Below are 20,359 nucleotides of genomic sequence, written 5' to 3' on the forward strand. Positions count from 1 at the left end.
CCGGCCGTCCACTGCGCGGTAGCCTTCACGCTGCACACACGTGCGCACGACGACCTGTTTACCGGCCCGCATCTGGAGGAGCCACCGCGATGGCGGAACACACCAGCTCGAGCATCACGATCGAGGCGGCACCGGCCGACGTCATGGCGGTCATCGCCGACTTCGCCCGCTATCCGGACTGGACCGGCGAGGTGAAGGAGGCCGAGGTCCTCAAGACCGACGAGCAGGGCCGCGCCGAGCAGGTCCGCCTCGTCATGGACGCCGGAGCCATCAAGGACGACCAGACCCTGGGCTACACCTGGACCGGCGAGAACGAGGTCTCCTGGACCCTGGTCAAGTCCCAGATGCTCCGCTCCCTGGACGGCTCCTACATCCTCAAGCCCGCGGGCGCGGGGGCCACCGAGGTGACGTACCTGCTCACCGTGGACGTCAAGATCCCCATGCTCGGCATGATCAAGCGCAAGGCCGAGAAGGTCATCATCGACCGGGCGCTGGCGGGACTGAAGAAGCGGGTGGAGTCGGGCGAGAAGTAGCCCGACCGCCCGGACCGGCGCGCAGAGGTACCGTTCACCATCATGCGCACCATCCTGATCACGGGCCCCGGCGGCGGTGGCCGTACCACCACCGCGGCCGCCACCGCGCTCGCCGCCGCCCGGGAGGGCACCCGCACCCTCGTGCTGAGCGCCGACCGCACCGACACCCTCGGCGCGGCCCTGGACGCGGTGACGGGACCGGTCCCCCAGGAGGTCGCGCCCCGCCTCACCGCTTGGCGGCCGGACGCGGCCGAGCGGTTCCGGGAGGACCTCACCGCCTTCCAGGCCCGCGCGGCCTCCGCCTTCGACCTCCTCGGAGCCTCCCGCCTGGACCCCGAGGAGCTCACCCCCCTGCCCGGCGCCGAGGAGCTCGCCCTGTTGCGCGCCCTGCGGGACGCGGCCCTCGCCGAGAGCCACGACCTCCTGGTCGTCGACCTCCCGCCCACCCCGCAGGCCCTCGCCCTGCTCGCCCTGCCCGAGGAACTCCGCCGCTACCTCCGCCGGCTGCTCCCGGCCGAGCGGCAGGCGGCCCGCGCCCTGCGCCCGGTCCTCGGCCGGCTCGCCGGCGTCCCCATGCCCGCCGAGTGGCTGTACGAGACGGCCGCGCGCTGGGACCTGGAACTCGCCGCCGTCGAGGCCGTCGTCGCCGACCGCGACACCGTCGTACGGCTGGTCGCCGAACCCGGTCCGGCCGGTGCCGACTCCGTCCGCGCCGCCACCCTCGCCCTGGCCCTGCGCGGACTGCGCCCCGACGTGCTGGTCGCGAGCCGCGTCCTGCCGGAGGACGCGGCCCACGGCTGGCTGGCCGGCCCCGTGGCCCAGCAGCGCAAGGTCCTGGAGGAGTGGCGGGAGTCGTACGACGTCCGCCCGGTCGCCCACCTCGGCCAGGACCCCCGCGGCGCCGACGACCTCGCCGCGCTTGCCGTGCCGGGCGTCAACGGCACGACCTCCACCGTGGAGTGGACCGTCGCCGACCGGCTCGCCGAGGACGGCGTGCTCGTCTGGCACCTGCCCCTGCCCGGCGCGATACGGGACGAGCTGGACCTGGTGCGCCGCGGCGACGAACTCGTCGTCACGGCAGGCCGGCTCCGCCGGATCGTGCCGCTGCCGTCCGCCCTGCGCCGCTGCACCGTCGCCGGGGCCGCGCTGCGGGAGGGCGAACTGCGCGTCCGGTTCGCCCCGGATCCGCATCTGTGGCCGCGGACACGATGAACCGCGTACGGCCGTTCGGGTAACGTCGTAGGGACGAACCGTAGTCAGGAGTCCGCCATGAGCGAAGAGCGCCCCACGCCCGACGCCACCGGGCCGGAGGCCGTCGACGAACCGCGGGCGGGAGACGACGACGCCTGGGCGACGGCGTGTGCCGAGGACCTCGCGGCGGAGAAGGCCCGCCGTCGCGCCGAGTACGGCCCGCCCCGGGTCTCGGCCGCCGAGGAGCTGCGCAAGCTCGTCGACGTGGTCGCCGACAAACTGTCCGGAGTCCAGTCGCCGCTCCTGGGAGCGGTCGCCGGGCCCGCGGCCCAGCAGGTGGTACGCCAGGTCGTCCAGCAGGCCAAGGCCGCCGTCGAGCCCGTCATCGAACGCAACCCGGACGTTTTCGATCACCTCGCCGCGGCCGGCAACGAACTCCTCGCCGCCTACCGTTCCGCCGTGCAGGCCCAGGAGCAGCGCTGGACCGCGCGCGCCGAGGACCCCGGGCACCCGGGCGACCGCGGTGACCGTGGCGAGGGCACCGGCCCCGGCGAGCGCATCGACCTGGACTGAGGCACGTCCCTTCGGATCGCCCCGCGCGGCCGCGGTACGCGCAGGCCCGCCCGGGCGTGTCCGCCGTGCGGACGACGGGAATTCGACGGCAGGGCCTCGGGTACGGTTGGCCGTAGCGGGGCTCGACCGAAACTGAGGGATTCATGGGACTCACCATCGGCGTCGACATCGGCGGCACGAAGATCGCGGCCGGCGTGGTCGACGAGGAAGGCAACATCCTCTCGACCCACCAGGTGCCTACCCCGGGCACGCCCGAGGGCATCGTGGACGCCATCGCCGCCGCCGTCGAGGGCGCACGTGTGGGACACGAGATCGTCGGCGTGGGCATCGGTGCCGCCGGCTACGTCAACCGTCAGCGTTCCACGGTCTACTTCGCGCCCAACATCGACTGGCGCCAGGAGCCGCTGAAGGAGAAGGTCGAGGCCCGGGTGGGCCTTCCGGTCGTCGTGGAGAACGACGCCAACGCGGCCGCGTGGGGCGAGTACAAGTTCGGTGCGGGCAAGGGGCACCGCAACGTCATCTGCATCACCCTCGGCACCGGCCTCGGCGGCGGCATCATCATCGGCAACAAGCTGCGCCGCGGGCACTTCGGAGTGGCCGCCGAGTTCGGCCACATCCGGATGGTGCCGGACGGCCTGCTGTGCGGCTGCGGCTCACAGGGCTGCTGGGAGCAGTACGCGTCCGGGCGCGCCCTCGTCAGATACGCCAAGCAGCGCGCCAACGCGACGCCCGAGAACGCCGAGATCCTGCTGTCGCTGGGCGACGGCCACCCCGACGGCATCGAGGGCAAGCACATCTCCATGGCCGCCCGGCAGGGCGACCCGGTCGCTGTCGACTCCTACCGTGAGCTGGCCCGCTGGGCCGGCGCCGGCCTCGCCGACCTGGCGTCCCTCTTCGACCCCTCCGCCTTCATCGTCGGCGGCGGCCTCTCCGACGAGGGCGAACTGGTCCTGGACCCGATCCGCAAGTCCTACAAGCGCTGGCTGGTCGGCGGCAACTGGCGCCCGGTCGCCGACGTGATCGCCGCCCAGCTCGGCAACAAGGCCGGCCTGGTGGGCGCGGCGGACCTGGCCCGGGAGCCCGACCCGGTCATGTAGCACCCTCCGTACGACAGTGCCCGTCGAGCCCCGCCCCGGGACGGCGGGCATCGTCGTATGTTGATCGCCATGGCGACCAGCATGCAGCTTCCCAACTCCCGCACCGAAGCCGACGGTTCGGCCGTCATCCGGGTGCTGAGCTACAACATCCGCTCGATGCGCGACGACACCGCCGCCCTCGCCCGGGTGATCACCGCCTGCGCCCCCGACCTGGTCCTGGTCCAGGAGGCCCCGCTCTTCTTCCGCTGGCGCAAGAAACTGGCCCGGCTCGCGGCGGCCTCCGGGCAGGTGATCCTCTCCGGGGGCGGCACGGCCGCCGGTCCCGCGCTGCTGTGTTCCCTGCGGGCGACGGTCGAGCGCACCGAGGACGTGCTGCTGCCGCTCACCCCGGGCCTGCACCGGCGGGGCTTCGCGACCGCGGTCGTACGTTTCGGCGGGGCCCGGCTCGGCGTGCTCAGCTGCCACCTGAGCCTGCAGAAGGAGGAGCGTCAGGCGCAGGGCGCCATGCTCCTGGACCGGCTGGCCGGAATGGGTGTGGAGCACGCGGTCGCGGGCGGCGACCTCAACGAGCGCCCCGGCGGCCCCACCTTCCGCAGCCTGTCGGCCGGACTCCAGGACGGCTGGGCGGTCGCTCCCCGGGGCGGCGAACACACCTGGACGCGCGACGAGCCCCACCGGCGCATCGACGCGATCTTCGCGACCAGGAACGTCGAGGTGCTCGGCTGCGGGGTGCCGCTGGGGCACCCCGGGGTGACGGAGCACGACCTGAGGGCGGCCACGGACCACCTGCCCGTCCTGGCCGCCCTCAGAGTCCCGGCATCCTGACGCCATCGCCGGATCGGACCGTTCCTAGACGACGGCGCCGCGCCCCGGGTCGTCGTCGCCCTCGTCGTCCGTCTTCATCCGCATCACCAGGGTGGCGAAGCCGCCCAGGAAGCCGCCGATGCCGATCGTGGTGAGCCACCAGGTCATGTCCCAGCCGAGCAGGACCGCGAGCAGCAGCAGGACCGGTCCGCCGAGCACCCCCAGCCAGGCGAACTTCGCGGTCGGATCGGCGGCCGGCAGCGGCGGCGGCTCCGGCGGCACGAAGTGGCCCTCGTCGTCCTCGTCGTCGTCATGCCCCTTGGCGCTCTCCGCGGCCGGTTCGGGCGCGCTGTAGTCCCGCGGGCCGACGCCGGGTGCGAACGAGACGGAGCTGCCCAGCGGACCCGCGGGCTTCTCCTCCCGGGGCTTGTCGTCGTTGGTCTCCGGCTCGAGCAGGGCCAGGTCCTCGATCGACTTGAAGGGCTTCGCGCCCGGCGGGTCCGGCGGCTCGTCGCCGTACCCCTCCACGATCGCCGCCCAGGCGGCCGCCTCGTCGAAGGGGACGCCCTTCTCGTCCGGCTCGCGGTCCTCGCGGTCGGAGTCGCTCTCAGCCACCTGCGGCCGTCCCTTCCTGCCTGCGTACCTGACCGGCGCCGGACGCCTCCTTGCCGGCACCGGGTGCGAGCCGGTCGATGAACGCGAAGCTCTCCTCGAAGATCCGGTCCGCGTCATGGTCCAACGTCGCGACGTGGTAGCTCTGTTCCAGCAGGATCTCCGTCACGTCCGTGGAGGAGACCCGGCCGAGGATCCGGGCCGAGTCGGACGGCGGCACCACATGGTCCTGCGGGCTGCGCAGGAGCAGCAGCGGCTGGGTGACCTGCGGCAGCTCGCCGTCGACCAGCCGGAAGAAGGCGCGCAGCGAGTGCGCCGCGTGCAGCGGCACCCGGTCGTATCCCAGCTCGACGCCGCCCTCCTTCGCGATGTCGCTCACGATGCCCCGCGTGGAGGGCACGAGATGGCGGACCACCGGAAGGGCGTGCGCGGCCAGGCCGTGCATCCTGTTCGCGGGGTTCACGGCGATGACGCCGTCGACGCCGGCGCCGTGCCGGGCGGCGAGTCGCAGCGCGAGCGCGGCGCCCATCGACAGGCCGGCCACGAACACCTTCTCGCAGCGCTCGGACAGGGCGCGCAGCTCGCGATCCACCTCCGCGTACCAGTCCTGCCAGCCGGTGAGCTGCATGTCCTGCCAGCGGGTGCCGTGTCCGGGCAGCAGGGGGAGCGAGACGGTCAGCCCGCGCCCGGCGAGGTGTTCCGCCCAGGGGCGCAGGGACTGGGGGCAACCGGTGAAACCGTGACAGAGGAGGACGCCTGCGGCTCCGCCCTCGTGGCGGAACGGCTCGGCTCCGGAGAGGACCGGCACCTTCAGGTCTCCTGTCCGTCAGTGGGGCGTGAACAAGTCAGGTGAGGTTCACGGTACGCGACCGCACTGACACCGACCAGGGTCGTCGGGTTCTTTGACAGTGCGCCGGGTTAAGGTCTGAACGACAGACACAGGAGGCACTCGGTTGTTGTACGGCGCGATGAAGGTATCCATCGGAGGGCCGCTGAAGCTCGCCTTCAGGCCCTGGGTGGAAGGCCTGGAGAACGTACCCGCCGAGGGCCCCGCGATCCTGGCGAGCAACCACCTCTCCTTCTCCGACTCGTTCTTCCTGCCCGCGGTCCTCGACCGCAAGGTCACGTTCATCGCGAAGGCCGAGTACTTCACCACGCCCGGTGTGAAGGGGCGGCTGACGGCCGCCTTCTTCAAGGGCGTCGGGCAGCTCCCGGTGGACCGCTCGGGCGCACGCGGCGCCGGCGAGGCGGCGATCAGGAGCGGCATGGACGTGCTCGAGCGCGGTGAGCTGTTCGGGATCTATCCGGAGGGCACGCGCTCGCCCGACGGGCGGTTGTACCGCGGCAAACCGGGCGGCCTCGCGCGCGTGGCGCTCGCCACCGGCGCGCCCGTCATCCCGGTCGCCATGATCGACACGGAGAAGATCCAGCCGCCCGGGAAGGTCATGCCGAAGCTGATGCGGCCGGGCATCCGGATCGGCAAGCCGCTGGACTTCAGCCGCTACCAGGGCATGGAGCACGACCGGTTCGTGCTCCGCGCGGTGACCGACGAGGTCATGTACGAGATCATGAAGCTCTCCGGCCAGGAGTACGTCGACATCTACGCGACCGCGGCCAAGCGGCGGATCGCGGACGCGGCGAAGGCCGAGAAGGAAGCGGAGAAGGCGGCGAGGGCCGCACTCGCGCAGGCACAGAAGGACGCGCAGGCACAGAAGGACGCGCAGGCGGAGAAGGACGCGCGGGCACAGCGGGACGAGGCAGAGCAGAAGGAACAGACGGAGACGGACGGCGCGCCCTAGCGCGGTCGGGTTCGGGGGTGGGGGAGTTGGCCGAGCGCGAGCGAGTCATGCGCATGTCGGTGGAGCAGCCGCTGTGGCGTGCGCTCACCGGGTACCGGGTGCTCACGATGCTGTACGCGGTCGGCCTCTTCGCCACCGCGTACGACACGTTCACCCGCCCCTGGGTCGCCGTCACGTACTACTGCGTCCTGTTCGTCTGGACCCTGGCGACCCTCCCCAGAGTGGCGAACGCGGCGAACTGCACCAAGCGGTTCCTGGCCGCGGACCTGACCGTCGCCCTCACCGGCATCCTGCTCACGCCCGTCGCCGACGCGCACGAGCGGATCGTGGACGGGGGCCCCACCCTGCCGTCGATATGGACCGCGGGCTCGGTGCTGGCCTTCGCCGTGAAGGGCGGCTGGCGCTGGGCGGCCTTCGCTTCCACGGCCGTGGCCGTCGCCAACCTGGTCGAGCGGGGCGTCCCCGCGCGCGACACCGTCCACAACGTGATCCTCGTGTGGGTCGCCTCCATCGCCATCGGGTACGTCGTCGAGGTCGCCCGGGCCTCCGAGCGCACCCTCGCCCGCGCCCTGGAGATCGAGGCGGCCACCCGGGAACGGGAGCGGCTCGCCCGCGACATCCACGACGGGGTCCTGCAGGTGCTGGCCATGGTGCAGCGGCGTGGCGCCGTGATGGGCGGCGAGGGGGCCGAGCTGGGCCGGATGGCCGGCGAGCAGGAGGTGGCGCTGCGCACGCTGGTCTCCGGCGGACTGGTCCCCGTCTCCCGCGCGTCGGAGGACGCGGCCCTGGGCGCGGTCGTACGGACCGTCGAGGAGCCGGACGACGACGGGCCGCTCGACCTGCGCGCCCTGCTCGCCCGGTACGCCGCCGCGAAGGTCGGCCTCGCCGGGCCCGGCGCTCCCGTGCTGCTGCCGCCGGCCGCCGCGACGGAGCTGGCCGCGGCTGTCGGGGCGGCCCTGGACAACGTCCGAGAGCATGCCGGGGAGGAGGCACGCGCGTGGATCCTGGTCGAGGACGAGCCGGACTCCGTCGTCGTGACCGTCCGGGACGACGGTCCCGGCATCCCGGAGGGGCGGCTGGCGCAGGCCGAGGGCGAGGGACGGCTCGGTGTGGCCCTGTCCATCCGGGGCCGGCTGCGTGACCTCGGTGGCAGCGCCGAGCTGATCTCGGTGCCCGGCCAGGGCACGGAGGTCGAACTGACGGTACCGAAGGACACGAAGGTGTCACGGGGGAAGGCGGAGCAGCGATGACGGACACCGGGAGCCAACAGGCCCCCATCAGGGTCATGGTGGTCGACGACCACCCGATGTGGCGGGACGCCGTGGCACGCGACCTGGCCGCCTCCGGTCTCGAGGTGGTCGCCACCGCCGGCGACGGCGAGCAGGCGGTACGCCGTGCCAGGGCCGTCGGCCCCGACGTCCTCGTGCTCGACCTCAACCTGCCGGCCAAGCCGGGCGTCCAGGTCTGCAAGGAACTCGTCGGCGCCAACCCGGCGCTGCGCGTGCTGGTCCTGTCGGCGAGCGGCGAGCACGCGGACGTCCTGGAGGCGGTGAAGTCGGGTGCCACCGGCTACCTGCTGAAGTCGGCCTCGACGGAGGAACTCCTCGACGCGGTGCGCCGTACGGCCGTGGGGGACCCCGTCTTCACGCCGGGTCTCGCGGGCCTGGTCCTCGGCGAGTACCGCCGGCTCGCCTCCGAGCCCGCGCCCGCGCCGGACACCGACCAGCCGGGGGCCCCGCAGCTCACCGACCGGGAGACGGAGGTGCTGCGGCTGGTCGCGAAGGGCCTGAGCTACAAGCAGATCGCGGAACGCCTGGTCATCTCCCACCGCACGGTCCAGAACCACGTGCAGAACACCCTCGGCAAGCTGCAACTGCACAACCGCGTGGAGCTCGTTCGGTACGCGATAGAACGCGGACTCGACGACGAGTAGACGGCCGCCCGCACCAACCGCCCGGCCATTGAACGGATTTGCGCTGTCCCGCCCATCCCTGTGTGACCTGGATCACTACTAGCGTGACCCCTACCAGGCAACCGCGGCGAAGGGACATTGTCATGCGGGTAGGAGTACTGACCGGGGGCGGCGACTGCCCCGGGCTCAACGCCGTCATCCGGGGCATCGTCCGCAAGGGCGTGCAGGAGTACGGCTACGACTTCGTCGGCTTCCGGGACGGCTGGCGGGGGCCGCTCGAAGGAGACACCGTCCGCCTCGACATCCCCGCCGTGCGCGGCATCCTGCCCCGCGGCGGCACCATCCTCGGCTCCTCGCGCACGAATCCGCTCAAGCACGAGAACGGCATCCGCCGGATCAAGGAGAACCTCTCCAAGCTGGAGGTCGACGCGCTCATCGTGATCGGCGGCGAGGACACCCTGGGCATCGCCACCCGCCTGTCCGACGAGTACGGCGTGCCCTGCGTCGGCGTGCCGAAGACGATCGACAACGACCTGTCCGGTACGGACTACACCTTCGGCTTCGACACCGCCGTCGGTATCGCGACCGAGGCGATCGACCGGCTGCACACCACCGCCGAGTCGCACATGCGGGTCCTGGTCTGCGAGGTGATGGGCCGTCACGCCGGCTGGATCGCCATCCACTCGGGCCTGGCCGGCGGCGCGAACGTCATCCTCATCCCCGAGCAGCGCTTCGACGTCCAGCGGGTGTGCGACTGGGTGACCTCCCGCTTCAAGGCGTCGTACGCGCCGATCGTCGTGGTCGCGGAGGGCGCCATGCCCCAGGACGGCGACCTGGTGCTCAAGGACCAGTCCCTGGACTCCTTCGGGCACGTACGGCTGTCCGGGGTGGGCGAGTGGCTCGCGAAGGAGATCGAGCGGCGCACCGGCAAGGAGGCCCGTACGACCGTCCTCGGCCACATCCAGCGCGGCGGCACCCCCAGCGCCTTCGACCGCTGGCTCGCCACCCGCTTCGGGCTGCACGCCATCGAGGCCGTCCGCGACGGCGACTTCGGCAAGATGGTCGCCCTGCGTGGCACGGACATCGTCCGCGTCCCCATCGCGGAGGCCACGGCCAACCTGAAGACGGTGGATCCCAAGCTGTACGAGGAGGTCGGGGTCTTCTTCGGCTGACGGGCGACCCGGGTCATGGGCCGTGCGGCCGGCCCATGACCCACGGCCCGTCAGCGGTCGTCGAGGCGCGCCCGCGGCTACCGGGCGGGCCGCCGCTCGGCGAGCGGGCTCGTACCGCGCAGCCGGCCGACCAACTCCCTCACGACCGCGGCGCCGTCCAGCGTGAGCACCGACTCCGGGTGGAACTGCACCCCCGCGAACCCGGGCCCGCGCAGCGCGTGCACCTCGCCGCTCGCGTCGCGGCTGATCTCGACGTCGTGGGCGGCCAGTTCCCTCGCCGCCTCGTCGTCGCAGCGCGCCACGAAACTGTTGTAGAAGCCGACGGTCTCCCGGCGCCCGAACAGGTCGATCTCCGTCTGCGCCCCCTGGTACGGAACCACCTTCCGTACGATCTCCAGGCCCAGCTGCGCCGCGATCAGCTCGTGCCCGAGGCAGACGCCGAGGACGCCGTGCCCGTGGTTCCGGATCACGTCGGCGGTCAGGGCGCGCAGGAACCGCATCTTCGGGTCGGACGTGTCGGACGGGTCCCCGGGGCCGGGGCCGAGCACCACCGGCCCCTCGTGTGCGAGCACCGTCTCCCGCAGCCCCGGCTCGTCGTACCGCCGGACGGTCACCTCCAGGCCGCTCGACCGCAGGACATGGGCGAGCATCGCCGTGAAGGTGTCCTCCCCGTCGACGACCAGGGCGTGGCCCTCCAGGGCGTCCGACCGCTCCTGCATCCGCAGCCAGAACGGCGCGAGCGAGGCCCGGCGCCCGTCCAGCGCGGCCCGCACCCGCGGATCGTCGGCCAGCCGCGGCCGTACGCCCTCCTCGTGCGGCCGCTGCGCGCGAACGCCCAGCGCCGCCAGCACCCCCGCCGCCTTGGCGTGCGTCTCGGCCACCTCGGCCGCCGGGTCGGAGCCCCGTACGAGGGTGGCGCCGACCGGCACCCGCAGCCGGCCGTCCGCGTCGATGTCGGCGGTACGGATCAGGATGGGCGAGTCGAGCGTCTGCGCGGCCCCGGCCTCCTCGTCCCCGCCGTCGGGGTGCCGCCCGATCAGCGCGAGCGCGCCCGCGTAGTACCCGCGCCCGACACCGTCCCGCCCGATGGGCTCGTGGCGTTCGATGACCCGGCAGGCGTTCTGCACGGGGGAGCCGGTGACGGTGGCGGCGAACATGGTCTCCTTCAGCACCTCGCGCACGTCCAGCGACGACCGGCCGCGCAGCTCGTACTCGGTGTGGGCGAGGTGGGCCATCTCCTTCAGCCGCGGTCCGACCACGACCCCGCCCCGGTCGCCGACGGTGCACATCATCTTCAGCTCCTCGTCGACGACCATCGAGAGCTCCTCGATCTCCTTGCCGTCGCCGAGGAAGTCGAGGAGGTGCTCGGGCGTCGGTCCGCCGGCCGGATAGCGGTACGTTCCGCTGATCGGGTTCATGACCACGGTCCCGCCGGACATCCGGACGTGCACCTCGGGACTGGCGCCGACCAGCGTCCGGTCGCCGGTGTGCACGACGAAGGTCCAGTACGCGCCCCGCTCGCCCACCAGGAGCCGCCGGAACAGGGCCAGCGCGTCGGCCCGTCCGAACCCGGCGATCCGGCCCTCGTACGTCCGCCGGATCACGAAGTTCGCGCCCTCGCCCCGCCCGATCTCCTCCCGCAGCACGCGCCCCACGATCTCCGCGTACTCCTCGTCCGCCACGTCGAAGCCGCCGTCCTCGACGCGTACGTCGTGGGCCGGGAGCCGGTCGAGTGCCTCGGCGAGCGGGATCTCGTACCGCTCCTCGGGCGTCAGCGCCAGCAGCGGGGTGCCGTCGTCGCGGACGTCGAAGCCGCGCTCGCGGATCTGCCGGAAGGGGACGAGGGCGAGGCACTCGTCGGGGAGGTCGGCGAGCCGGTCGCAGGCGGTGACCGGGCCGAGCAGCAGCTCGACCAGATCGTGGTCGTGGCCGGGGGCCCGGCGGCGCAGCAGGGCGAACGGTCGGTCGTCGTCGAGAAGACCTGTCAGGTCCATCGTTCCTCTTCCCTCGTGATCGTCGTGATCGTTTCGGGAGGGACGGCCCGGTCCGGGAAACAGGTCCCGGACACACCGAAGGCCGCCCCTCGGGCGGCCTTCGCGAAGTCTTGCGTACGCGCAGTCAGTGGGCCGCCGGAGGAGCGGTCCACCACCAGTTCTGGGTCGAGTGCGCGAACATGGCAGGGAGATTACCCCACGGCGGTGGCCTCGACAGGTGAGCGCGGCACCGTCTCACCTGTCGAGCCGCGAGAAAACGACGTGACACGACCCCGTAATGTTGAGGACGTGACCGTGAACGCTAAGACCAGCGCGAGCGCTGGCAACACCTGGCGAGACCTGCCCGCGGCGCAGCAGCCCGAGTACCCCGACACCGAGGCTCTGCGCGCAGTGATCGCGGACCTCGAGTCGTATCCGCCGCTCGTCTTCGCGGGCGAGTGCGACCAGCTGCGCGCCCGGTTGGCGGCCGTCGCCAAGGGAGAGGCGTTCCTGCTCCAGGGCGGCGACTGCGCCGAGGCCTTCGACGCGGTGTCCGCCGACCAGATCCGCAACAAGCTCAAGACGCTGCTCCAGATGGGGGCCGTGCTGACGTACGCCGGCTCGGTGCCGGTGGTGAAGGTCGGCCGGATCGCCGGCCAGTACTCCAAGCCGCGCTCCAAGGGCACCGAGACCCGTGACGGCGTGACCCTGCCGACGTACCGCGGCGACTCGGTCAACGGCTTCGCCTTCGACGAGAAGTCCCGGATCCCGGACCCCGAGCGCCTGAAGCGGATGTACAACGCCTCCGCCTCCACGCTCAACCTGGTGCGCGCCTTCACCACCGGCGGCTACGCCGACCTGCGCCAGGTGCACGCCTGGAACCAGGACTTCGTGAAGTCCTCGCCGTCCGGCCAGCGCTACGAGCAGCTCGCCCGCGAGATCGACCAGGCGCTGAACTTCATGCACGCCTGCGGGGCGGACCCGGAGGAGTTCAAGACCGTCGAGTTCTACGCCTCCCACGAGGCGCTGCTCCTGGACTACGAGTCGGCGCTGACCAGGGTCGACTCGCGGACGGGCCGGCTGTACGACGTGTCGGGCCACATGGTGTGGATCGGTGAGCGCACCCGTCAGCTGGACGGGGCGCACATCGAGTTCGCCTCGAAGATCCGCAACCCGATCGGCATCAAGCTCGGCCCGACGACCACGGCCGAGGAGGCGCTGCAGTACATCGAGCGCCTTGACCCGGACCGTGAGCCGGGCCGGCTGACCTTCATCGTCCGCATGGGCGCCGACAAGGTCCGCGACAAGCTGCCCGAGCTGGTCGAGAAGGTCACCGCCTCCGGCGCGACCGTGGCCTGGATCACCGACCCCATGCACGGCAACACCTTCGAGGCGGCCTCCGGTCACAAGACCCGGCGCTTCGACGACGTGCTGGACGAGGTCAAGGGCTTCTTCGAGGTCCACAAGGGGCTCGGCACCCATCCGGGCGGCATCCACGTGGAGCTCACCGGTGACGACGTCACCGAGTGCGTGGGCGGCGGCGACGAGATCTTCGTCGACGATCTGCACCAGCGCTACGAGACGGCCTGCGACCCGCGCCTGAACCGCAGCCAGTCCCTCGACCTGGCCTTCCTCGTGGCGGAGATGTACAGGGACCAGTGACGGGAGCACCTGTTACACACGCGTGAAGTGGGGCGCGGATCACATACGATCCGCGCCCCACCCCACTTTTGCGGCCTCTGCGCGGCGGGTAAGGTTAGGTTAGCCTCACCGATCAACGGGCGCTCGGCCCTCGGTACGGCACGACCTGTCGATCCCGTCGAGGAGGTGAACCGCGTGTACGTCTGCAACTGCTTCGGTGTGACCGAGGCGCAGGTGAAGCGGCACGCGGAGGGCGGCGCCTGCACCCCTCGCCAGATCGCGTCGGCCTGCAAGGCCGGCACCGACTGCGGTTCGTGCGTCCGCCGTATCCAGGCGCTGCTGGGCCGGGACGCCCGCCCGCGCCGCGAGTCCGCCGAACCCGGGCAGCCGGTGTCCGCCGGGATGGGCGGCCTGGACGAACTGGACGAGGCGGCCTGATCCTCCCCGGGGGCTCTCAGCTCTCCGGCTGCTCGATCAGCTGCGCGATGTACAGCGCCTCGCCGAGCTTCTCCAGCAGTTCCAGCTGCGTGTCGAGGTAGTCGATGTGGTGCTCCTCGTCCGCGAGGATCGACTCGAAGATGTTCGCCGACGTGATGTCGCCCTTGTTCCGCATCACCTCGATGCCGCGCCTGAGCCGGTCGATCGCCTCGACCTCGACCTGCCGGTCCGCCTCGAACATCTCCTTGACGGTCTGGCCCACCCGGACGTGGAAGAGCCGCTGGTAGTTCGGCAGTCCCTCCAGGAAGAGGATCCGGTCGGTGAGCACCTCCGCGTGCTTCATCTCGTCGAAGGACTCGTGCCGCGTGTACTTGGCGAGCTTCGTCCAGCCGAAGTTCTCCTGCATCTTGGCGTGCAGGAAGTACTGGTTGATCGCGGTGAGCTCGCCGGTCAGCTGCTCGTTGAGGAACTCGATGACCTCGGGGTCGCCCTGCATCGCAGAGGCTCCTTCCAACCGGGGGGAACTGGCAGGTTGCGCCGCATGATTCCACCGGCGACGAAGATCGTCCAGTAAGTCTTCACTTAGTAAGTAAGTGCAGGCTTAGTCCGAATTGCCCGAATGTGGGGAGGGCTGGTCCGGGGCACCGTCCCTGGTCTGTCAGGATGGAGTCATGGGTCAGCCGGTGAAGCGCGAGTCAGGAGCAGCGGCACACTCCGAACTTCCACCGGGACAGCGGCTGCAGCGCGGCTGGCCGGTCACCCACTACGGTCCGGTCCCCAAGTTCCGGCCCGAGCGCTGGGAATTCCGGGTCTTCGGTGCCACCGCCGACGGCGAGAAGCGCTGCTGGAGCCACGAGGAGTTCGCGGCCCTGCCGTACACCACCGTCCTGGCCGATCTCCACTGCGTCACGAAGTTCAGCATGGTCGGCGCCGAATGGGGCGGCATCCCGGCCCGCACGATCCTGGAGATCGTCCCGCCCGCGCCCACCGTCACCCACGTGATGGTGTGGGCGGAGTACGGCTTCAGCTCGAACCTCCGGCTGGCGGACTTCGCGTCCGAGAACACGATCTTCGCCACCCACAAGGACGGCGAACTGCTGACGGCCGAGCACGGCTTCCCGCTCCGCCTGGTCGTCCCCCACCTGTACGCCTGGAAGGGCCCCAAGTGGGTCCGCGGTGTGGAGTACATGACCGCCGACCGCCGCGGCTTCTGGGAGGAGCGCGGCTATCACAACGTCGGCGACCCGTGGCGGGAGCAGCGGTACTCCTACCAGGAGGAGCCCGGCGAGGGCCCCGAGCTCTGACCGGCCCCGCACCGGCGCCTCAGCCGTCCCGCAGCTTCTTCAGGCGCTCCACGTCCGCCGCGTGCCCGTCCTTGCCTCCGGGCGTCTCGATGACCAGCGGTACGCCCGCGGTGGCCGGGTGGGCGAACAGCGCCCGGAACGGGTCGTCGCCGATGTGACCGGAGCCGATGTTCTCGTGCCGGTCCTTGTGCGCGCCGACCACGTCCTTGGAGTCGTTGGCGTGGATGAGCTTCAGCCGGCCCTCGCCGACCGTCTCCACCAGCAGGTCCAGGGTCTGGTGCATGCCGCTCGGCCCGGTCAGGTCGTGGCCGGCCGCGAAGATGTGGCACGTGTCCAGGCACACCCCCAGCTTCGGATGGGCGTCCAGCGCCTCGAAGTACGGCCCGAAGTCCCAGGTGCGGGAGCAGAGCGAGGCGCCCTGTCCGGCGGTCGACTCCAGGAGGAGGTATGGGTCGTCGTCGTGGGTGAGCTCGTCCAGCAGCGGCAGCAGGTACTCCCGTACCTGCTTCAGCGCCACCGACCGGTCCCGGCCGCCGGTCGCGCTGCCGGTGTGCACGACCACGCCCCGGGCGCCGATCGCCCTCCCGCGGCGCAGCGAGTGCCGCAGCGACTCCACCGACTTCTCCACCGTCGCCTCGGTGTGCGAGCCGAAGTTGATCAGGTACGGGGCGTGCACGTAGGCCGGGATCGACTCGGCCTCGCACGCGGCGCGGAACTCCTCGTCCTGCCGCGGGTTGCCGGCGGGTGTGGCCCAGCCGCGCGGGTTGGCGACGAAGACCTGCACGGTCTCGGCCCGGAGCTCACGGGCGTAGGACAGGCCCACGGAGTGCAGCCCGCCGGCCACGGGGACGTGGCCGCCGACGGGATTCCGGGACGGACCGGATGGTTGATTCTTCACCGTTTCAGGGTGTCACGCGCCAGGGAGTGCCCGGTCACCTGATCTTGATGCTGATCGTCGACCCCTTGGGAGCCGTCTCCCCGCCCTCCACGGACTGGCTCTTGACGGTGTCACCGAACAGTCCGAGCAGGCCCCGGTCCTCGTCGACCTCGAAGCCGGCGTTCTGGAGGGCCGACGTCGCGTCGTCGACGCTGTCGCCGACGACGTCCGGGACCTCGATCATCTCGGGCCCCTTGGACAGGGTCAGCGTCACCGTGTCGCCCTCGGCGGCCTCAGTGCCCTCCTCCGGTGTCTGCCGGGCGACCTCGCCCTTGTCGTCGTCGGAGTTGATCTGCTCGGCGGCCACCTCCACCGTCAGGCCGGCCTCCTCCAGGTCGGCCCGCGCGTCCTCGAGGCTCTCGCCGGTGACGTCGGGGACGTCCACCGGGCTGCCCTTGCTGACCAGGAGGGCGATCGCCGAACCCGCGTGCCGTGTCGTGCCCGCGTCCGGCTCCGTGCCGATCACGGAGCCCCTGGCGACCTCGTCGCTGAACTCCCGGGTCACCATGCCCGGCGCCAGCCCGTCCTTGCGCAGCCGGTTCCTCGCCTCGTCCAGCCGGACGCCCCCGAGGTCGGGCACCCGCACGGTCTCGGGGCCGTCGGAGATGGTCAGCGTCACGGTGTCGTGGTCCCGGATACGGCTGCCCGGCTTCGGGTCGGTCCCGATGACCATGCCGCGCTTCACGGTGTCGCTGTAGTCGTGCTTCGACTTGCCGGCGGCCTCGAGCCCGGCCGCCTCCAGCCGGCTCTTCGCCTTCGCCTCGGTCTGGCCGAGCACCGCGGGGACGTGCGTGAACTGACCGGAGTTGATGTACCAGACGCCCGCGCCGACCCCGAGGACCAGCAGTACGGCGGCGATCACGGTGACGAGTCCGCGCCGGGGACGGGAGCGCCGGCGCGGCGGGAGCGGCGGCGGACTCTCCAGCCGGCTCGTGCGGTTGAACAGCGCGTCCTGCCCGGCCACGTCGTCGTGTTCCTCGTTGACGGGCAGCGGGCGCACGGTCAGCGCGCGCGGGATCACGCTCGTCCGGTCCTCGGCGTTGGTGTGCCCGGACGTGATGGCCTGCGGCGGCTCCGCGTCCAGCTGCTCCGCGCCGAGCATGCCGCGCACCTGCCGGACCTGCGCCAGCAGCGCCACCGCGTCGTAGGGACGACGGTCGGGAGTACGCGCGGTCGCCGAGGCGACCAGCTCGTCCAGCTGGTGGGGCAGCCCCGGCACGACGGCCGAGGGCGGGGGCACGTCCTCGTGGAGGTGCTTGTAGAGCACCACCGCGGCGGAGTCCCCGTCGTGCGGCTTCTCGCCGGTCAGCATCTCGTAGAACACGACACCGCACGCGTACACGTCGACCCGGGGGTCGGCGACGCCGTTCTCGATCTGCTCCGGCGCGAGGTAGGAGACGGTGCCCAGCAGCGTCCCGGTGGTGTTGGTGACCGTGTCCACGGCCCGGACGAGCCCGAAGTCGGCGACCTTGACCCGCCCGTCGTCACCGATCAGCACGTTCTCGGGCTTCATGTCCCGGTGCACGAACCCGGCGCGGTGGGCGGCGCCCAGTGCGGCGAGCACCGGCTCCAGGATGTCCAGGGCGGCGCGCGGCTGCAGCGCCCCGCGCTCGCGCAGCACGTCACGCAGGGTGCAGCCGGCGACGTACTCCATGGCGAGATAGACGTACGACCCGTCGGTGCCCTGGTCGAAGACCTGCACGACGTTGGGGTGCGCGAGCCGGGCAACGGACTTCGCCTCGCGGATGAACCGCTCGACGAAGGAACCGTCGGCGGCGAGCGCCGGGTGCATCACCTTCAGCGCGAGCACACGGTCCAGACGGGTGTCCAGGGCCCGGTAGACCGTGGCCATCCCGCCGACCGCGATCCGCGCGTCGACGCGATAGCGGCCGTCGAGCACCTGCCCGACAAGCGGGTCCTGAAGGGTCGTATCCACGCAGGTGAGTGTACGAGCCGACGCGGACAGCCCCGCGGTTTCACCCGATATCGGGGCGGGACTGCAGCCGACCTGTGACGCTTCGCACACCCGGCCGAGGCCGTCGCGGGCCGCCGACGGGACCTCGGCGCCGCTCAGAACGCCGGACGCTCCGGGTCCAGTACGGCCAGACCCTCCGCGGGCGACGAGGCCTCGGCGAAGTGACGCCGGGGAATCCGGCCCGCCAGTCGCGCGAGCCTTCCCGCCTCCACCCCGCTCCGCATGGCGGCGGCCATCAGCACCGGCTCCTGCGCCCGGGTCACGGCCGAGGCGAGCATCACGCCGGCGCACCCCAGCTCCATGGCCAGCGCCACGTCCGAGGCCGTACCGGCGCCCGCGTCGAGGATCACCGGCACGCGCGCGTGCTCCACGATCAGCTGGAAGTTGTGCGGGTTGCGGATGCCGAGACCCGACCCGATCGGCGAGCCCAGCGGCATGACCGCCGCGCACCCGACGTCCTCCAGTTTCCGCGCCAGCACGGGATCGTCGTTCGTGTACGGCAGCACCGTGAACCCGTCGTCGACGAGGGTCTCCGCCGCCTCCAGCAGCTCGACCGGGTCCGGCAGCAGCGTGCGCTCGTCGGCGATGACCTCCAGCTTGACCAGGCCGGTGCCCAGCGCCTCCCGCGCCAGCCGGGCCGTGAGCACCGCCTCGCCCGCCGTGAAGCACCCCGCCGTGTTGGGCAGCACCCGGATGCCCAGCCGCTCCAGCACCGACAGCACGGAGCCGTGCACCGAGGGATTCACCCGCCGCATCGCGACCGTCGTCAGCTCCGTCCCGGAGGCCACCAGCGCGCGCTCCAGGACGTCCAGGCTGGGCGCACCGCCCGTACCCATGATCAGACGGGACGTGAAGGGCATGCTCCCGAGGACGAAGGGATCGTCGGCCATGGGTCAGCCTCCTTGGACGGCGGTGAGGACTTCCACGCGGTCTCCCTCGGAGAGGGCGGTGGCGGACCACCGCGCGCGCGGGACGACGGTTTCGTTGAGGGCGGCGGCCACCCCCGAGGGCGCCGGGGTCAGGGACCGCACGAGCGCGTCCAGACCGGTGCCCGGCTCGATCCGCCGGGGCTCGCCGTTGACCGAGATGTTCATACGGGCTGCTCCGTGCGGGCGACGGCGCCGAAGCGCCGGGGCGTGAAGGGGCGGGCCTCCTCCGGAAGGTCACCGGTGGCCAGGGCGTGCGCCAGGGCGTCGCCGGTGACCGGCGTCAGCAGCACACCGTTGCGGTAGTGGCCGGTGGCCAGCAGCAGGCCCGGCAGGGCGGTCGGGCCGAGCAGCGGCGCGTTGTCGGGGGAGCCGGGGCGCAGTCCCGCGCGGGTCTCGGTCAGGGGCAGCTCCGTGATGCCGGGGACCAGCTCGTGCGCGTCGCGCAGCAACTCGTAGACCCCGCCCGCCGTCACCGTGGTGTCCCAGCCGAGTTCCTCGCTGGTCGCCCCGACCACGAGCTCACCGTTCTCCCGGGGCACCAGGTAGACGTGGCTGCCGCGGACCACGGCGCGCACCGTGCGGCTCAGGAACGGCGCGTACGGCTTCGGCACGGTCAGCCGCAGCACTTGCCCCTTCACCGGCCGCACCGGCGGCAGCACCTCGTCGGGGACGCCGGCGAGCCGCCCGCTCAGGCTGCCGCCGGCCAGCACCACCTGGCCGGCGCCGAGCGCGGTGCCGTCGGCCGTGGCGACGCCGGTGGCCCGGCCCCGGTCGACACTGAGCCGGTCGGCCCGCGCGCGGTGGAAGACGACGCCCGTCCGCTCGCACGCGGCCACCAGGGCGCCCGCCAGCCGCCGGGGGTCGATCTGGTGGTCGCCGTCGACCCGGAGCCCGCCGCGCACTCCCGGCGCGAGCAACGGCTCCAGGCGCCGGCACTCCCGCCCGGACAGCCACTCCGATTCCAGGCCCGACTGCCGCTGCAGGGTGTGCAGTTCACGGAGGTGGGCGCGATCGTCGGCGTCCAGTGCGACCGCGAGCGTGCCGCACTGCCGGTAGCCCAGGTCGTGCCCGGTGAGGTCGGTGAGCTCGGCCACGAAGTCCGGATAGCGGCGGGCCGAGGCGAGGTTCAGGCCGAGCAGGGTCTGCTCGCCGTAGTGCAGTTCCGTGACGGCGGCCAGCATCCCGGCCGCCACCTGCGCGGCTCCGCCGCCCGGCCCGGGGTCCACCACGGCGGTGGCGAAACCGCGTTGCGCGGCCCGCCAGGCCGTGACCAGCCCGATGATCCCGCCCCCGATGACGAGGACGTCTGACGTACGTGGAGACGACATGGGCGTCCAGCCCCTCCCTTCGCCGGCATGACCCGGATCAGGTTCGTACGGTCGGAGGCCGCCAGCCTCCCTCTCAGCCCGGTGCGTCCGGGCTCCCGCGAGTGCTCTACGTTGGCCACCCTAGCCCGCTGCCGTCCGTCT

The 20,359-nt window shown here is 72.1% G+C and carries 22 protein-coding genes and 1 riboswitch; of the genes, 12 read left to right on the forward strand and 10 right to left on the reverse strand.

Going from position 1 to position 20,359, the window contains the following annotated elements; all coding sequences use genetic code 11:
* Window positions 1-89 precede the first annotated feature (89 nt).
* From OG985_RS33245 to OG985_RS33265, 5 genes are all read left to right on the forward strand, one after another.
* Complete coding sequence (locus tag OG985_RS33245; RefSeq protein ID WP_371672043.1) at window positions 90-533, forward strand: SRPBCC family protein; 444 nt, start codon at window positions 90-92, stop codon at window positions 531-533.
* 42 nt (window positions 534-575) lie between these two features.
* Window positions 576-1,745, forward strand: coding sequence for an ArsA family ATPase (locus OG985_RS33250; RefSeq protein ID WP_371672044.1), 1,170 nt, complete (start codon window positions 576-578; stop codon window positions 1,743-1,745).
* Between the two features lie 57 nt (window positions 1,746-1,802).
* On the forward strand, window positions 1,803-2,297 hold the full coding sequence (locus tag OG985_RS33255) for a DUF5304 domain-containing protein (RefSeq protein ID WP_371672045.1): 495 nt from the start codon (window positions 1,803-1,805) through the stop codon (window positions 2,295-2,297).
* 143 nt (window positions 2,298-2,440) lie between these two features.
* A complete protein-coding gene (locus tag OG985_RS33260) occupies window positions 2,441-3,394 on the forward strand; it encodes an ROK family glucokinase (RefSeq protein ID WP_371672046.1) in 954 nt (317 codons plus the stop codon).
* 69 nt (window positions 3,395-3,463) lie between these two features.
* The gene (locus OG985_RS33265; protein ID WP_371672047.1) at window positions 3,464-4,219 is read left to right on the forward strand and encodes an endonuclease/exonuclease/phosphatase family protein; all 756 of its coding nucleotides are present in this window, start codon (window positions 3,464-3,466) and stop codon (window positions 4,217-4,219) included.
* 24 nt (window positions 4,220-4,243) lie between these two features.
* Here OG985_RS33265 and OG985_RS33270 read toward each other — a convergent pair whose 3' ends face one another.
* A complete protein-coding gene (locus tag OG985_RS33270) occupies window positions 4,244-4,813 on the reverse strand; it encodes a hypothetical protein (RefSeq protein WP_371672048.1) in 570 nt (189 codons plus the stop codon).
* Entirely contained in the window at window positions 4,806-5,618 is an 813-nt protein-coding gene (locus tag OG985_RS33275) for an alpha/beta hydrolase (protein WP_371672049.1), read from the reverse strand. Before OG985_RS33275 ends, OG985_RS33270 begins: the two co-directional genes overlap by 8 nt.
* 160 nt (window positions 5,619-5,778) lie before the next feature.
* Here OG985_RS33275 and OG985_RS33280 point away from each other — a divergent pair, with 160 nt between their 5' ends.
* The 4 genes from OG985_RS33280 (at window position 5,779) to OG985_RS33295 (ending at window position 9,693) form a co-directional block, all read left to right on the forward strand.
* Window positions 5,779-6,609 carry a lysophospholipid acyltransferase family protein gene (locus OG985_RS33280; protein WP_371672050.1) on the forward strand — a complete coding sequence of 277 codons (831 nt, stop codon included), beginning with the start codon at window positions 5,779-5,781 and terminating at the stop codon, window positions 6,607-6,609.
* 26 nt (window positions 6,610-6,635) lie between these two features.
* Window positions 6,636-7,859, forward strand: coding sequence for a MacS family sensor histidine kinase (gene macS, locus OG985_RS33285; RefSeq protein ID WP_371672051.1), 1,224 nt, complete (start codon window positions 6,636-6,638; stop codon window positions 7,857-7,859).
* Window positions 7,856-8,542 carry a response regulator gene (locus OG985_RS33290; RefSeq protein ID WP_371672052.1) on the forward strand — a complete coding sequence of 229 codons (687 nt, stop codon included), beginning with the start codon at window positions 7,856-7,858 and terminating at the stop codon, window positions 8,540-8,542. The genes macS and OG985_RS33290 overlap by 4 nt, the downstream gene beginning before the upstream one ends.
* 122 nt (window positions 8,543-8,664) lie before the next feature.
* A complete protein-coding gene (locus OG985_RS33295; protein WP_371672053.1) occupies window positions 8,665-9,693 on the forward strand; it encodes a 6-phosphofructokinase in 1,029 nt (342 codons plus the stop codon).
* A 77-nt stretch (window positions 9,694-9,770) separates the two neighbouring features.
* On the opposite strand, the gene OG985_RS33300 is transcribed toward OG985_RS33295, so the two are convergent.
* Together OG985_RS33300 and OG985_RS33305 are read right to left on the reverse strand one after the other, a co-directional pair.
* The gene (locus tag OG985_RS33300; protein WP_371672054.1) at window positions 9,771-11,687 is read right to left on the reverse strand and encodes an anthranilate synthase family protein; all 1,917 of its coding nucleotides are present in this window, start codon (window positions 11,685-11,687) and stop codon (window positions 9,771-9,773) included.
* Window positions 11,688-11,811: 124 nt separating this feature from the next.
* Window positions 11,812-11,868: a trp operon leader peptide gene (locus OG985_RS33305; protein ID WP_225634270.1), complete on the reverse strand. Its 57-nt coding sequence runs from the start codon at window positions 11,866-11,868 to the stop codon at window positions 11,812-11,814.
* Window positions 11,869-11,975: 107 nt separating this feature from the next.
* Here OG985_RS33305 and OG985_RS33310 point away from each other — a divergent pair, with 107 nt between their 5' ends.
* The gene (locus OG985_RS33310) at window positions 11,976-13,328 is read left to right on the forward strand and encodes a class II 3-deoxy-7-phosphoheptulonate synthase (RefSeq protein WP_371672055.1); all 1,353 of its coding nucleotides are present in this window, start codon (window positions 11,976-11,978) and stop codon (window positions 13,326-13,328) included.
* Window positions 13,329-13,493: 165 nt separating this feature from the next.
* Entirely contained in the window at window positions 13,494-13,745 is a 252-nt protein-coding gene (locus tag OG985_RS33315) for a bacterioferritin-associated ferredoxin (protein WP_371672056.1), read from the forward strand.
* Window positions 13,746-13,761: 16 nt separating this feature from the next.
* Here OG985_RS33315 and bfr read toward each other — a convergent pair whose 3' ends face one another.
* Window positions 13,762-14,241 carry a bacterioferritin gene (gene bfr, locus OG985_RS33320; RefSeq protein ID WP_371672057.1) on the reverse strand — a complete coding sequence of 160 codons (480 nt, stop codon included), beginning with the start codon at window positions 14,239-14,241 and terminating at the stop codon, window positions 13,762-13,764.
* Window positions 14,242-14,416: 175 nt separating this feature from the next.
* Between bfr and OG985_RS33325 the strand changes: the two genes are divergently transcribed.
* Complete coding sequence (locus OG985_RS33325) at window positions 14,417-15,049, forward strand: sulfite oxidase-like oxidoreductase (protein ID WP_371672058.1); 633 nt, start codon at window positions 14,417-14,419, stop codon at window positions 15,047-15,049.
* Between the two features lie 19 nt (window positions 15,050-15,068).
* Here OG985_RS33325 and OG985_RS33330 read toward each other — a convergent pair whose 3' ends face one another.
* From OG985_RS33330 to thiO, 5 genes are all read right to left on the reverse strand, one after another.
* Complete coding sequence (locus OG985_RS33330; protein WP_371672059.1) at window positions 15,069-15,947, reverse strand: deoxyribonuclease IV; 879 nt, start codon at window positions 15,945-15,947, stop codon at window positions 15,069-15,071.
* A gap of 34 nt (window positions 15,948-15,981) precedes the next feature.
* A complete protein-coding gene (pknB, locus tag OG985_RS33335; protein WP_371672061.1) occupies window positions 15,982-17,922 on the reverse strand; it encodes a Stk1 family PASTA domain-containing Ser/Thr kinase in 1,941 nt (646 codons plus the stop codon).
* 134 nt (window positions 17,923-18,056) lie between these two features.
* Window positions 18,057-18,851 (reverse strand): thiazole synthase, encoded by a 795-nt coding sequence (locus tag OG985_RS33340; RefSeq protein WP_371672062.1) that lies wholly within the window; start codon window positions 18,849-18,851, stop codon window positions 18,057-18,059.
* A 3-nt stretch (window positions 18,852-18,854) separates the two neighbouring features.
* The gene (gene thiS / locus OG985_RS33345) at window positions 18,855-19,055 is read right to left on the reverse strand and encodes a sulfur carrier protein ThiS (protein WP_371672063.1); all 201 of its coding nucleotides are present in this window, start codon (window positions 19,053-19,055) and stop codon (window positions 18,855-18,857) included.
* Window positions 19,052-20,218 (reverse strand): glycine oxidase ThiO, encoded by a 1,167-nt coding sequence (thiO, locus tag OG985_RS33350; protein ID WP_371672064.1) that lies wholly within the window; start codon window positions 20,216-20,218, stop codon window positions 19,052-19,054. The genes thiS and thiO overlap by 4 nt, the downstream gene beginning before the upstream one ends.
* Window positions 20,216-20,327, reverse strand: a riboswitch (TPP riboswitch). Its footprint overlaps the gene before it by 3 nt.
* Window positions 20,328-20,359 lie beyond the last annotated feature (32 nt).

Source organism: Streptomyces sp. NBC_00289, from assembly GCF_041435115.1.
Lineage (GTDB): Bacteria > Actinomycetota > Actinomycetes > Streptomycetales > Streptomycetaceae > Streptomyces.